This window comes from Nonomuraea basaltis, from assembly GCF_005893125.1.
GTDB lineage: Bacteria > Actinomycetota > Actinomycetes > Streptosporangiales > Streptosporangiaceae > Nonomuraea > Nonomuraea basaltis.
In genome coordinates this window covers 1-13,705 of record NZ_VCJS01000289.1, presented here as the reverse complement: position 1 = coordinate 13,705, position 13,705 = coordinate 1, and the positions used below count along the sequence as shown (strand labels likewise).

The following is a 13,705-nucleotide window of genomic DNA, read 5'->3' as shown; positions in this document are numbered from 1 at the left end:
GAGGTGTATAAGAGACCGTCACCGCCCCGGACGCGCTCGCACCAGCCATTCCCCACGTCCCCACGCGACCGCGACCCGAGTTCACCGGCTCCAAGCCCGCCGGACCGGTGAACCCGGCAGACGCATACGGCCCCATCCCGTCCAACCATCCCTCCGAACGGCACCGCCGCCTCGTGCCGCGACGCAGGCTCTTACTCGCCGGCCTGGTCAGTGTGGTCGCCGCGGGCTCCGTACCCCTGGTGGCCTCGCTCCTGGACTCGCCTGAGAAAGGCACGCCAGGCTCCGGCTCGCCCAGCACCTCGCCGTCGCCCGAAGTCCCGTCGCTGGGCGAGCCGACCGGCTCCTCGCTGATCACCTACACCAAGACCATCCACGGCGTGGCGTTCAGCCCGGACGGGAAGACCCTCGCCGCCGGCACCTCCGATGGCCCCGTGCTGCTGTGGGACATCGCCACGCGGCGGCGTACGGCGACCCTCACCGGCCATACCGGCAGCAGCGCTCATGTCTTCTCCGTCGCCTTCAGCCCGGGCGGCAGGCTGCTGGCCAGCGGCAGCGGCGACAACACGGTGCGCCTGTGGAACGTCAGCAGTGGCCGACCTACCGCCACGCTCACCGGCCACACCGCCCCGGTCAACAGCGTGGCGTTCAGCCCGGACGGGAAAACCCTCGCCTCAAGCAGCTCCGACGAGACCGTACGCCTGTGGTCATGGCGTTGACCCCGCCCGCATCAAGGTGTTCTACGCTGTCCAACCCGGCCACCCTATGATCTTCAGATCCATCACACCTGAATGATCACAGTGGTGGCCGTCTCATGTTCCACCGCCCTATAGCGCTAAGGGCGGTAGCTCTGGTCAGAGCAGGAAGTGCGGCTGGAGGGGCGCGGGTGTGCCTGAAAGTGGGGCTGAGCACCTGAGGTCCAAAGACCCTGCCGTTGGTGACTTTCGCTTCAAGCGCCCCAAGAGTCTGGGTGCCCACACTGGTCCCGCAGCCGGAAACCCCTGATCGGCTGTGATGGGAGAGACATCATGCTACGGCCCCAGCCGAAGAACACCTCGAGCCCGGAATCGGCCGAACAAGGCGGATGGTGGTGGACGGCTCTGCGCTGGGCCGTGCCCATCGCCGTCGGACTGATCGTCTATCTGCTGCCACAGCCTGAAGCCGTCAAACCGGGGGGCTGGGCCGTGCTGGCCATCTTCGTTGCCACCGTGCTCGGGCTGATAGCGCAGCCGATGCCGCTGGCCGCGGTCGCGCTGACCGGGCTCGCCTTCACGATGGTCGCCGGCGTGCTGGAGCCGGCGGTCGCGTTGAGCGGGTTCGCTGAGCCGACCATCTGGCTGATCGTGGCCGCTTTCTTCATCTCCATCGCCGTCACCAAGACCGGACTCGGTCGGCGGGTCGCGCTGTGGTTCGTGGCCATGCTGGGAAAGCGCAGCCTCGGTCTCGGCTACGGGATGGCGCTGACGGACCTGGTCCTGGCGCCTGCCACGCCCAGCAACACCGCCCGCTCCGGCGGTGTGCTGTATCCGATCATCACCTCGCTGAGCGAACAGGCCGGTTCGCGGCCGGACGGCCAGACCCGCCGCCGGCTCGGCGCCTACCTGACGGCGACCGCGATGGGCGTCAACGTGATCACCAGCGCCATGTTCGCCACCGCGATGGCCGCCAATCCGCTGGTGCAGAAGTTCGCCGGCGAGCAGGGCGTCGAGATCAGCTGGCTGACGTGGACGGTCGCCGCACTCGTGCCCGGGCTCATCGCGCTCGCCGTGATCCCGGCGGTGCTGTACAAGGTGTATCCGCCCGAACTGCGCGACACCCCCGAGGCGCCCCGGCAGGCTCGCACCCAGCTGGCCGAACTCGGCCCAATGACACGCCCCGAATGGATCATGGCGGGTGTGTTCGTGATGCTGCTGACGCTGTGGTCGCTCGGCAGCCAGCTCTGGGGCCTGTCCGCCACCGCAAGCGCGTTCGCCGGCGTGGCAGTGCTGCTCATCACCAGGGTGCTGACCTGGAACGACCTCGCCGGCGACAAGTCCGCGTGGACGACCCTTACCTGGTTCGCGGTGCTGGTGATGATGGCCGGGCAACTGCAGAAACTCGGCGTCGTCGGCTGGTTCAGCACCTCCATGACCGGAGCTGCGGGAGGCCTGTCGTGGCAGGTCGCGTTCGTCCTGCTCACGCTGGTGTACTTCGCCTCCCATTACGCCTTCGCCAGCAACACCGCGCACGTGGCCGCGATGTACGGCGCGTTCCTGGTCGCCGCGATCGCCACCGGCGCCCCGCCGATGATGGCCGCGCTGGTGCTGGGCTTCATCAGCTCCCTGTACGGCGGGCTGACCCACTACTCCTCCGGCCCCGCACCGGTCCTGTTCGGCGGCGGCTACGTCACGCTGACCGAGTGGTGGCGCAACGGCCTGGTCGTCGCCGCGGTCAACATAGCTGTCTGGATGGGCGTCGGCGCGGTCTGGTTCAAGATCCTCGGCTACTGGTAAGGGCGACGCCCTCCCGGGGTCGCCAAGCCCGATGCCATGGACAAGGGTGCGTCCTGCGGCCACCCGCAGTGCGCTCAGTTCCGAAGTCTCGACTCCCATGATCCCTCCGAGAGGGAGTGCCGTCACCGCGATCGCGGTGATGCAGCTGTGGGAGCAGGGCGTGATCGACCTCGACGCGCCCGCCGGCGACTACCTGCGCGCCTACCGGCTGACTCCCGCCAGACCAGGCCATCGGGCGGCAACGGTGCGGCTCGCCCACGTGATCGGCGCCCCGGGCGCGGGCGCTGTTGTGGCGGTGCGAGACTGACGTGCGTGGTCGCGTTCCTCCCGTATCGGCGTGAGTGGTTGCGTGGTGACGTGCTGGCCGGGCTCACTGTGGCGGCCTACCTGATACCGCAGGTCATGGCTTATGCCACCGTGGCGGGGTTGCCGCCGGTGGCGGGAATATGGGCGATCTTGGCGCCGCTCGCGCTGTACGCCGTGCTGGGCTCCTCGCGCCAGCTGTCTGTGGGGCCCGAGTCGACGACCGCGCTCATGACCGCCGTTGTGGTCGGGCCGCTGGCGGCGGGTGACCCGGACCGGTACGCGAGCCTCGCGGCCGGGCTGGCCGTCGTCGTCGGCCTGCTCTGTCTGGTCTGCCGGCTGCTCCGGCTGGGCTTCGTCGCCGACCTGCTGTCCCGGCCGATTCTGGTCGGTTATCTCGCGGGTGTGGCGGTGATCATGATCGTCGGTCAGCTGGGCAAGATCACCGGGGTGCCGGTGTCCGGTGACGGCGTCATCGCCGAGCTGCTTTCCTTCTCACGAGGTCTGTCCGGGATCCATCCGGGGACACTGCTGCTCGCGGCCGGGGTGCTGGCCCTGCTGTTCCTCGCCCAACGGCGCCTGCCCTGGATCCCGGCTCCACTGCTCGCCGTCCTCCTGGCCACCGCCTGCGTCACGCTCTTCGGGCTGGAGCGGTACGGGATCAAAGTGGTGGGGGAGATCCCCGCGGGCCTGCCCGTGCCCGCCCTTCCGGCACTCGCCGATCTGCAGCACCTGCTGCTGCCCGCGCTCGGCGTGCTCTTGGTTGGCTACAGCGACAACGTGCTCACCGCGCGGTCCTTTGCCGCGAAGCACAACCAGCAGATCGACGCCAACCAAGAACTGCTCGCCCTGGGCGTGGCCAACCTGGGTGCGGGTGTCCTGCACGGGTTCCCGGTCAGCAGCAGCGGCAGCCGTACCGCGCTGGCCGATGCCGCCGGTGGCCGCACCCAGCTGTATTCGCTCGTCGCCCTGGCCGCAGTGCTCGGGGTCGTGCTGTTCGCCGGGCCGCTGCTGGCCGACTTCCCGACTGCGGCGCTCGGCGCCATCGTCATCTACGCCGCGATCCGGCTGATCGATGTGGCCGCTTTCCGCCGTCTGGCGGTCTTTCGCCGGAGTGAGCTGCTGCTCGCGCTGGCCGCGTTCGCCGGGGTGCTGGTCTTCGACATCCTGTACGGCGTGCTCCTCGCGGTGGCCCTGTCGGTGGTGGAGATGCTGGCCCGGGTGGCCCGCCCGCACGACGCGATCTTGGGCATCGTCCCTGGGCTGGCAGGGATGCACGACGTCGACGACTATCCGGACGCCCGTACCATTCCCGGACTGGTCGTCTACCGCTACGACTCCCCGCTGTTCTTCGCCAACGCCCAGGACTTCCGGCGCCGCGCGCTCGCCGCGGTCGAGGAGCACGAAGGCCCCGTGTCGTGGTTCGTGCTCAACGCCGAAGCGAATGTAGAGGTGGACGCCACGGCGCTGGACGCCGTCGAGTCACTGCGCGCCGAACTGGCCCGCCGGGGCATCGTGTTCGCCATGGCCAGGGTCAAGCAGGACCTGCGCACTTCGCTCGACGCATTCGGCCTGACGGAGGCCATCGGGGAGGACCTCCTCTTCCCGACCCTGCCGACCGCCGTGGCGGCCTACGAGCAAGGGCGCCCCTCAACCGAGGGCTCTTGACGACTCAGCTCCGGGGGAGGCTGAAGCGGTGAAGGAGCGTGGCGGCCCAGTCCAGGAAGTCCACGTTCGGTGGTCGCGGAGCCGGGCTCCTCGGCCCAGATCGTCATCAGGTCGCCGATGTTCAGCCACCGGCTTGCGGCGCCCGGATCCGGCCTGACGTATGACAGGCGTGCAGAACGTCGACCCTCGACAGGACACACAGATGGGGCGTGGGACTAAGGTCCTTTGGGGCAGAGTCGCTCGGCCCTACGCGGCGGCACGGCCGTCCTCCAGTCTGGCCGCATGGATGTGCTCGACCTTTCGCGCTGGCAGTTCGGTATCACGACCGTTTACCACTTCTTGTTCGTCCCGCTCACGATCGGCTTGTCGATCATTGTGGCCGGGCTGCAGACGGCCTGGTACCGCACCCGGAAGCCGGAGTACTTGGGGCTGACCCGGTTCTGGGGGCGGCTGTTTCTGATCAATTTCGCGATGGGGGTGGTGACGGGGATCGTGCAGGAGTTCCAGTTCGGGATGAACTGGAGTGACTACTCGCGCTTCGTCGGGGACGTGTTCGGGGCGCCGCTGGCCATGGAAGGGCTGATGGCGTTCTTCCTGGAGTCCACGTTCCTCGGGTTGTGGATCTTCGGGTGGGACAAGCTGCCGCCCCGGTTGCATCTGGCCACGATCTGGGTGGCCGCGATCGGGACCAATATTTCCGCCTATTTCATCCTGGCGGCGAACTCGTGGATGCAGCATCCGGTCGGCTACCGCATCAACAACGGCCGCGCCGAACTGACCGACATCTGGGCCGTGCTCGCCAATTCGACCACCCTGGTCACCTTCCCGCACGTCATCTTCGGCGCCTTCCTGACCGCCGGGGCGTTCGTGCTGGGCATCAGCGCGTGGTTCCTGCTGCGGAAACGGGATGTTCCGCTGTTTCGGACGTCGGCGCGGCTGGCGCTGGTGGTCAGCGCGGTGGCGGCGATCGGGGTGTCGGTCTCCGGCCACTGGCAGGCGCAGATCATGACCGAGCAGCAGCCGATGAAGATGGCCGCCGCCGAGGCCCTGTGGGAGGACGAGAGCGCGGCCGGCTTCTCGCTGTTCGCCGTCGGCGACGTCGAGAACGGCCGTAACCACATCAACGTGCAGATCCCGTACGGGCTGAGCCTGCTGTCGACCAACACTCTGGATGGCGAGGTGGAGGGCATCAATGACCTCCAGGCCCGCTACCAGGCGCTGTACGGCCCAGGCGACTACCGGCCGGTCGTCGGCCTGGCCTACTGGTCGTTCCGGCTGATGATCGGCTTCGGAGCGCTGTCGGCACTGCTGGCCCTGGTCGGACTGTGGCTTACCCGCCGCGGCCGCCTGCCCGCGAGCCGCTGGGCCTACCGTCTGGCCATCGCCGGGATCGGGCTGCCGTTCCTGGCCAACACCCTGGGCTGGATCTTCACCGAGATGGGCCGTCAGCCGTGGACCGTGTTCGGCCTGATGCGGACCGCCGCGGCCGTCTCACCGAGCGCGGACGTCGCGTCGGTGGCGATCACGCTGGTCGGCTTCACCCTGGTGTACGCCGTGCTGGCGGTGATCGAGGTGCGGCTGCTGATCAAGTTCATCCGCATCGGGCCGCATGAGGAGTCCGCCCCGGAAGAGCCCGTTCCCGCTCTGAGCTACTAGAGGATTGTCGCGATGGAACTCACCACTGTCTGGTTCGTGTTGATCGCCGTGCTGTGGACCGGCTACTTCGTCCTGGAAGGCTTCGACTTCGGCGTCGGTATCCTGCTGCCCTTCCTGGGCCGGGGCGAGGCGGAGCGGCGCACCATCGTCAAGACGATCGGCCCGGTGTGGGACGGCAACGAGGTGTGGCTGCTGGTGGCCGGCGGCGCCACGTTCGCCGCGTTCCCCGAGTGGTACGCCACCTTGTTCAGCGGCTTCTACCTGCCGTTGTTCCTCATCCTGCTGGCCTTGATCGCGCGTGGGGTGGCGCTGGAGTACCGCAGCAAGTCCGACAGCACGCGCGGCTGGGATCGGGCGTTCTTCTGGGGCTCACTCGGCCCGGCGTTCCTGTGGGGGGTCGCCTTCGCCAACATGGTGCGCGGCGTGCCGCTGGACGCCGACCACGAGTACACCGGCACCCTGCTCACTCTGCTCAACCCGTTCGCGCTGCTTGGCGGGCTGGCCACGCTGCTGCTGTTCACCCTGCATGGCGCGATCTTCCTGACCTTGCGCACCACCGGTGAGCTGCGCCAGGGCGCCTCCCGCATGGCCAAGAGCCTCGCCCCGGCGACGATCGGGGTGGTGATGGCGTTCCTGCTGGCCTCCGGCGGCAGCAGGCCGGCCTGGTGGGCCGCGGTGGCGCTGGTCGCGCTCGGCCTGACCGGCGCGGTGGTCGCGACGTTGCGCGGCCGAGACGGGTGGGCGTTCACCGCCAGCGCGGTCGCGGTGGTCGCGGTCGTGGCCGCCCTGTTCACCGGGCTGTGGCCGAACGTGCTGCCCGCTCTGGATCCGGTCAACAGCCTGACCGTGACCAACGCCGCCTCCACGCCCTACACGCTGACGGTGATGACCTGGGTCGCGGCCATCTTCACTCCGGTGGTGCTGGCCTACCAGGCGTGGACGTACTGGGTGTTCCGCCGCCGCCTTACTGGAGCGACCTGATGAGCTCGATCAGGGCTCATGATTGCGCCGATGTTGATGATCGGAAGCCGAGGAAGGGCATGTCGAAGCTCTGGGCGGAGGACCCGTTCACCGGCTGCTGGTGCAGCTTGGCGTTCTGAACGGCGGGACCCTTGACCGTGCTGCCGTCTTGACCCCGGTGTCGTCGGCCGGATCTGCGGGCGTGGCCATCCCGGCCACCAGGGCGGCGAAAAGTGCCCGGAGCGGCACCAGCAGGCGAGCGGCCCTCAGCATCACCCCTGATGCGAACGCGATCTGCACGGACCGGCATCTTCTGTGCCCGCGTCGCGTGGCGGCAGGCGTCAGTGCCCCATGTGTGGGCCAGAAGAGGCGGGGGCAATGGCAGGGGGCTGCCCAGCAGGGGAGTGCCGGGATAGGGCTCGGAGGGTGGCGATGATCGCCGCGCTGAAGGCTGAGGGAGCCCTGCGATGGTTGTCTTGTGTTGTTGGTCTCTTCTCGCAGGGCCCGTCAGGTTCCTCATGGCTGCGGTTTCGGAGACATGTCGGGTCAGGACCGAATACGGTGGCCCATTGACGATCGGCCAAGCCCGTAAGCCTTCCGGAGTCTCTTCTTGCGTACCGCAGCGGCAATCCTCTCCTTCGTGCTCGCCATCACCATCCTGCCCGCCCAGCCGGCCACCGGCGCGGTTTCCGCCTCGCCGCTGCCGGGCGGCAAGACCACCTACGTCATCTCACAGGGTCATCTGAAGGCCGCCTCCCGGCAGAACTGGGTACGCCTGGGCAGCTACCGCTTCGCCGCGGACGGCACGGTGAGCGCCGCCCTGTACCTGTGGTGGCAGCGTCATCCCAAGGCCAGGCAGCGCACCGGCACCGTCCCCGACCCGAGCTGCACCACCAAGGCGGGCGGTTCCGCATCGCGGCCCCGCGCCTGCGAGGTGCTCACCGCCGGGGGCTTCACCGGCGCCCCCGACGAGAGCCGCGCCGGGACGTACACCGTTGCGGGCGACGTGCTCACCATCCGGTGGAAGATCGCCCAGACGTGGACGGAGCAGTGGTACGTGCGGCCCTCGCCTGACGGCAGGCTGGCCCGCCTGGACCTCAAGCAGAGCACGCTGGCCACGCACGGGTACGGCTACGGCAGCAACGCCGCGATCAGCACCCGGCGCGCGATGAGCTCGGTGAAGGCGTTCCCCGGCTCGCTCAGGCAGGACCTGACGAGTTGGGCGAGCGGCAAGCTCGTCACCTCCGGCAATCAGCCGTTCGGCCACTCCGCCTTCCGTGCCTGCGCCGCCACCACCTCGTGCCTGACCTACCTGCAGCCGTCCTCGCGCGGCGCATGCCAGAAATCGGGCGGCTGCCCCAAGTACGGCGGCGGAACGCGCCCCAACATCAGCTCCATCCAGTATTACCTCACGATGATCTCCAAGTCCGACCGCCGCGACACGCTCTGGCACTGGTGCACCTGCCTGGCGATGGAACGCGGTGAGTTCTGCTACACCGGCAACTCCCACGTCAAACCGCTCATGCAGATCATCGACGACACGGGAGCCTTCCGCGGCTGGGTCGGCGCGGAGGCATCCTTCTCGACCGGCACCCGGGCGACAGACATGCTGGCGGTGCTGCGCATCTCCGACTTCCGCTGACCGGCTCGAACCTGCATCTACCGCGATGCGGGCCAGTGCTCCCACCTTTACACCCCGGTTTCCCACCTGCGTCGGGCGTCATCCGAGGCGCGGGCCAGGGACGTTCGACCCACCGATACGGGCCGATCGCCTCTTACTTTCCCGCCCAGATCAGAGCAACGTCGGGTTTATAGCCCCGGCCGTCAGGAACTGGCGCGGGCCGTCGCGCAAGCTGGGGTGAAAGGGGAAGCCATGCCCGAGCTTGATCAGTTGGAGATGAGGACCAGAGTTGATGAGATCCTCAACCGCCGGACCGCAGTCGGTCTGGCGGTGGGCGTGGTCCGCAACGGATCCCTCGAGTTCTTCCGCGGACACGGCGTGGCCGATATCGGGTCGAACACGCCCGTCACCGAGGACACGGTCTTCCGGGTCGGTTCCATCACCAAGACGTTCACCGCGATCGCCGTGATGCAGCTGTGGGAGGAAGGGCTGGTCGACCTTGACGCGCCGGCCAACGACTATCTGCACGCCTACCCACTGGTCCCGGCAAGGGCCGGCTTCCGGCCTGCGACGGTGCGACATCTGCTGACCCACACCGCCGGGGTCGGGGAGGTGCTACACCCCTCGGGCGTGGTCCGGCCTCTCTTCGGTGAGACCGTGAAGGTCGGACGGCCGGTGCCGTCGCTGCGCGAATACTACCGGGAGGGTCTCCGCATCCAGGTCGAGCCGGGTACCACGTTCAGATACACCGACCACGGGTTCGCCACACTCGGCCAGATCGTGGAGGACGTGAGCGGGCAGCCCTTGGACCGCTACCTGCGCGAGCACATCTTCGAGCCCCTCGGCATGGCCGACACCGACATCGTCCGATCCGAACCGGCCCAGTCGCGGCTCGCGACGGGATACAACTTGCGCTCCGGTGGCGTCAAGGCGGTCACCGATTATGAGGTGGTGACGGCGGGAGCCGCCTCCGCCTACTCCACGCCCAGAGACATGGCCCGCTACATCGCCGCCCTCCTGGGCGGTGGCGCCAACCAGCACGGCTCGGTGCTCAAGCCGACGACGCTCGCCACCATGTTCGCGGCCCACTACCAGCCTGATCCCCGGATACCGGGGCTTGGCCTGGCGTTCTTCCGCGGGAACGCCGACGGCCATCCCGTGATCGAGCACCAGGGGATCGTGCCTGGCTTCAACTCGCAGATCTCCGTGGCTCCCGACGACGGAGTCGGCGTCATGGCCTTCACCAACGGGGCCAGCGACGCAATGTTGTGGATGCCGGCTGAACTGGGGAGCCTGCTCAACCACCTGCTCGGCGTACCGGATGAGGTCATTCGCGCCGACGTTCCGAAACGCCCGGAGATTTGGGGTGAGATTTGCGGTTGGTACTACCTTCCCGGCCGGCTCACGGACGTGCGTGCAAGGTCCATGCTGGGCGCTGGGGCCGAGGTCTTCGTCCGCCATGGCGAGCTCGTCCTGCGGTTCCTCAGCCCGATACCCGCGCTCTACAAGGGCTTTCCGCTGCACCCTGACGACGACAAGGACCCGTACGCGTTCCGGATCGACCTCGCCGAATTCGGACCCGTCACCCTCCGCGTCGTATTCAGCCGCGAACCTGGAGCGGGGACGACGGCGGTCCACCTCGATGTGATGCCACTGTCGCTCCAGAAGCAACCGGCCGCGACAAACCCGAGGAGGTGGCTCACCGGCGCGCTTGCTGTCGCCACCACGGCCATCGCCATTCGCCGGCACCGCGCGATACGGCGCCAACACCGTATGGCCTAACCATCAGCCGCCCGGCGGCGTCGATGTCGAGCCCGCCGACCACGGGCTGGGCCGCTCCCGGGGTGGACTGACCACCAAGCTTCATCTGGCCGTCGAGCAGGGCCAGAAGCTGTTATCGCTGATCATCACTGCTGGTCAACGCGGGGATTCGCCCCAGTTCCAGCCCTGCTGTAGCGAATCAGTGGGCCCCGGCTGGGGCCGGGACGCCCGCGCAAGCGCCCAGACAGGGTCCGTGCCGATAAGGCGTACGGCTCGCGCGCCAACCGTGCCTATCTGCGTAGGCGCGGCATCGCGTGCACGATCCCGGAGAGGGCCGATCAGATCCGACAGTTCGGTGCGGGCCCTGCTCGCTCGGAACGAACGGAATGGGCCGCCACCGGTCAAGGTGCCCCCTTCAAGGGCGCACGGCGGGTTTCCTGCTCGTCCGGCGCCCTGCGGGCCGACTCAAGTGATCCGGCGGCCGGACACCTGCTCGGCGTCGACCACGATGTAGTGGTCCCTGCTGCCCGGAGCCCAGAGGAACAGTGGTAGTGCGCCTAGCCGGGCGATCTCTTCGGGATCGGTCACGGCGCGCGCGTGCCCGACCGCTGTGACCGACCAGCCCGTGCGCATCTCGGGATCGAACTCGTCGGCCTCGAACGCCACCACGGCACACCGGGTGGCGGCGGCCAGCTTCGACCCGATGGAGGTGCGGATGACGATGCTCTCGCCGTCGAGGCAGAAGTTGACGGGTTGCACAGCGGGCAGGGCGCGATCGGTGAAGACGATCCGCCCGATCGGCGTGGACGATAGCAGGCGCAGACACTCCTCTCGGGAGAGCACCTGGAGTCCGGACGAATCGAGTTGCATACGTCTCAGCATCCCACTGCTGCGCTCGCCGGCATTAGAGGCGAAAGTCCCATCTGAAGTCTCCCTCAGTCCCGCTGTTCAGCCCGCAGGCGCGCGGACAGTGCGGCGGCCTGGGTGCGGCGCTGCATGTTGAGCTTGGCCAGCAGGTTGGACACGTAGTTCTTGACGGTCTTCTCGGCCAGGAAGAGTCGCTCGCCGATCTGCCGGTTCGTCAGGCCCTCACCGATCAGATCCAGGATGTGCCGCTCCTGCTCCGACAGTGCGGCCAATGGGTCCTGCTTGGCCGCCTGGTCGCGCAGCCGCTGCAGCATGGCGGCGGTGGTCTGCGGGTCCAGCAGCGATTGGCCGGAGGCGACCGTGCGCACCGCGCCCACCAGGTCCGAGCCATGGATCTGCTTGAGCACGTAGCCGGCCGCGCCGGCCATCACGGCGTCGAACAGGGCGTCGTCGTCGGCGAAGGAGGTCAGCATGAGGCAGGCCAACTGCGGCAGCTTCGAGCGCACCTCGCGGCACACGTCTACGCCGTTGCCGTCCGGCAGTCGCACGTCCAGCACCGCGACGTCCGGGCGCAGGGCCGGGATGCGGGCGATGGCCGACTCCGCGGTCCCGGCCTCGCCGATCACCTCGATGTCGTCCTCGCCGTCCAGCAGGGCGGCGACGCCGCGCCGTACGACCTCGTGATCGTCGAGGAGAAACACACGAATCATGCCTCTGACGCTATCTGCTCCCGCCACGTGCCAACAGGGACCAAGGTCCTTGACCGATCGTTCAGCGGTGAGATGTCGCGGTCCCGATTAGGGACTTTCGGCCCTGCGACTGCTGACGTTCGCCCTGACGAACGGCCCGGTCTTGTTCCTAGTCTGATTTGCGGCCCGCAAGTCCCGCGGGCCTCATATCCATCATCTGTACGGGAGGTTTCCATGTTGTCCGCGGATTCAGCCGCGATCGTCCGTGCCACGCTGCCGGTCGTCGGCGCCTCGCTCGACGCCATCACCACGCGGTTCTACGAGACGATGTTCACCGAGCGGCCGGAGCTGCTCGACGGCCTGTTCAACCGCGGCAACCAGGCCAACGGCGAGCAGCGCAGGGCGCTGGCCGGGTCCATCGCCGCGTTCGCCACCATGCTTCTGGAGCGCCCCGGCGAGCGGCCCGATGACCTGCTCGCCCGCATCGCCCACAAGCACACCGCCGTCGGCGTCACCGACGACCAGTACGTGATCGTCCACAAGTACCTGTTCGGCGCGATCGCCGAAGTCCTGGGGGAGGCCGTCACGCCGGAGGTCGCCGCGGCCTGGGACGAGGTGTACTGGCTGATGGCCGGGGCGCTGATCGCCCAGGAGGCGCGCATCTACGCTGAGGCCGGCGTGCGCAACGGTGTCACGTGGCGGCAGTGGCGGGTGGTCGCCAGGCAGAATGAGACCCGGGACGTGGTCTCCTTCCTGCTCCGCCCGGCCGACGACGGCACGGTGCCACCGGCTCGCCCGGGCCAGTACGTCAGTGTCCGGGTCGGCATGCCAGACGGCGTGCACCAGCTGCGTCAGTACACCCTGTCCAGCGTGGGCGATCTGCGCCGGATCACGGTCAAGCGGGTGACGGGCGTCCCCGACGGAGAGGTGTCGACGCTGCTGCACGACAGCGTGCGGCCAGGAGACGAGCTCACCTTGTCCGCGCCGTTCGGCGACGTGACGCTGGACGACGGCGACGCGCCGCTGCTGCTGGTGTCCGCGGGCATCGGCGGCACGCCGATCGTGGCGATGCTGGAACACCTGGCGGCCACCGGCTCACGCCGCCGTGTCCTGCTGTTGCACGCCGACCGCTCCCCGGCCGAGCACGCGCTGCGCGAGGACATGCGGCACCTCGCCGACGATCGGATCTTCTGGTACGAGACGGACGCCGCAGCCCCCGACCGTGATGGCCGGATGGACCTGGAGGGCGTCGAGATCCCGGCGGGCGCGATCGCGTACCTGTGTGGTCCGGTGCCGTTCATGCGTGACGTACGCGCCCAATTGCTGAAGGCGGGAGTGGCCGCCCGCGACATCCACTACGAGGTCTTCGGCCCCGACCTCTGGCTGGCCGCCGCCTGATGGGTCCATCGGGCCCCTGAGTAGGGACCTTGGTCCCTGCCGCCAAAGGGGTGGTGAGCCCCAGTCTGAAGCATGTCCGCTGCTATCGCTGTGGCGAGGAAGATCCTGTGACTGATATCGACGCGGTTCCCGGTATGGGTCCGCTGCTGGCCGCCCGTGCGTTTTCCACCAAGTCGGAGGTGTCGGCCGACGGCCGCACGCTGCACCAGATAGATCCCAGCGCGTGGGACCGTTTCTACCGGGACCGGTGGGCGCACGACAAGGTGGTGCGCTCGACTCATGGGGTGAACTGC

The 13,705-nt window shown here is 68.4% G+C and carries 12 protein-coding genes and 1 pseudogene; 11 read left to right on the top strand and 2 right to left on the bottom strand.

Annotated features, from left to right (window positions below; all coding sequences use genetic code 11):
* The first annotated feature begins 173 nt into the window (after positions 1–173).
* The 9 genes and pseudogenes from EJK15_RS61180 to EJK15_RS76870 form a co-directional block, all read left to right on the top strand.
* Entirely contained in the window at positions 174–716 is a 543-nt protein-coding gene (locus EJK15_RS61180) for a WD40 repeat domain-containing protein (RefSeq protein WP_206061972.1), read from the top strand.
* A gap of 309 nt (positions 717–1,025) precedes the next feature.
* Positions 1,026–2,489, top strand: a complete 1,464-nt coding sequence (locus EJK15_RS61175) for an anion permease (RefSeq protein WP_138719546.1) — start codon at positions 1,026–1,028, stop codon at positions 2,487–2,489.
* 97 nt (positions 2,490–2,586) lie between these two features.
* Positions 2,587–2,796: a serine hydrolase gene (locus tag EJK15_RS73740; RefSeq protein ID WP_206061971.1), complete on the top strand. Its 210-nt coding sequence runs from the start codon at positions 2,587–2,589 to the stop codon at positions 2,794–2,796.
* A 5-nt stretch (positions 2,797–2,801) separates the two neighbouring features.
* Positions 2,802–4,460 carry a SulP family inorganic anion transporter gene (locus EJK15_RS61170; RefSeq protein WP_206061969.1) on the top strand — a complete coding sequence of 553 codons (1,659 nt, stop codon included), beginning with the start codon at positions 2,802–2,804 and terminating at the stop codon, positions 4,458–4,460.
* Positions 4,461–4,742: 282 nt separating this feature from the next.
* Positions 4,743–6,116 carry a cytochrome ubiquinol oxidase subunit I gene (locus EJK15_RS61165; RefSeq protein ID WP_138719544.1) on the top strand — a complete coding sequence of 458 codons (1,374 nt, stop codon included), beginning with the start codon at positions 4,743–4,745 and terminating at the stop codon, positions 6,114–6,116.
* Positions 6,117–6,128: 12 nt separating this feature from the next.
* Complete coding sequence (gene cydB / locus EJK15_RS61160) at positions 6,129–7,097, top strand: cytochrome d ubiquinol oxidase subunit II (RefSeq protein WP_138719543.1); 969 nt, start codon at positions 6,129–6,131, stop codon at positions 7,095–7,097.
* 619 nt (positions 7,098–7,716) lie between these two features.
* Positions 7,717–8,718 (top strand): hypothetical protein, encoded by a 1,002-nt coding sequence (locus EJK15_RS61150; RefSeq protein ID WP_138719541.1) that lies wholly within the window; start codon positions 7,717–7,719, stop codon positions 8,716–8,718.
* A gap of 231 nt (positions 8,719–8,949) precedes the next feature.
* Complete coding sequence (locus tag EJK15_RS61145) at positions 8,950–10,479, top strand: serine hydrolase domain-containing protein (RefSeq protein ID WP_138719540.1); 1,530 nt, start codon at positions 8,950–8,952, stop codon at positions 10,477–10,479.
* A gap of 46 nt (positions 10,480–10,525) precedes the next feature.
* A pseudogene (locus EJK15_RS76870) lies at positions 10,526–10,800 on the top strand (transposase); the annotation flags it as partial.
* Positions 10,801–10,923: 123 nt separating this feature from the next.
* Here the strand turns inward: EJK15_RS76870 and EJK15_RS61135 are convergent.
* Positions 10,924–11,328 carry a pyridoxamine 5'-phosphate oxidase family protein gene (locus EJK15_RS61135; RefSeq protein WP_138719539.1) on the bottom strand — a complete coding sequence of 135 codons (405 nt, stop codon included), beginning with the start codon at positions 11,326–11,328 and terminating at the stop codon, positions 10,924–10,926.
* Between the two features lie 65 nt (positions 11,329–11,393).
* The gene (locus EJK15_RS61130) at positions 11,394–12,035 is read right to left on the bottom strand and encodes a response regulator (protein ID WP_138719538.1); all 642 of its coding nucleotides are present in this window, start codon (positions 12,033–12,035) and stop codon (positions 11,394–11,396) included.
* A 213-nt stretch (positions 12,036–12,248) separates the two neighbouring features.
* Between EJK15_RS61130 and EJK15_RS61125 the strand changes: the two genes are divergently transcribed.
* Together EJK15_RS61125 and EJK15_RS61120 are read left to right on the top strand one after the other, a co-directional pair.
* The gene (locus EJK15_RS61125) at positions 12,249–13,412 is read left to right on the top strand and encodes a globin domain-containing protein (RefSeq protein ID WP_138719537.1); all 1,164 of its coding nucleotides are present in this window, start codon (positions 12,249–12,251) and stop codon (positions 13,410–13,412) included.
* 107 nt (positions 13,413–13,519) lie between these two features.
* Positions 13,520–13,705, top strand: a 186-nt coding sequence (locus tag EJK15_RS61120; protein ID WP_138719536.1) for a hypothetical protein, incomplete at its 3' end; no start/stop codon positions are given.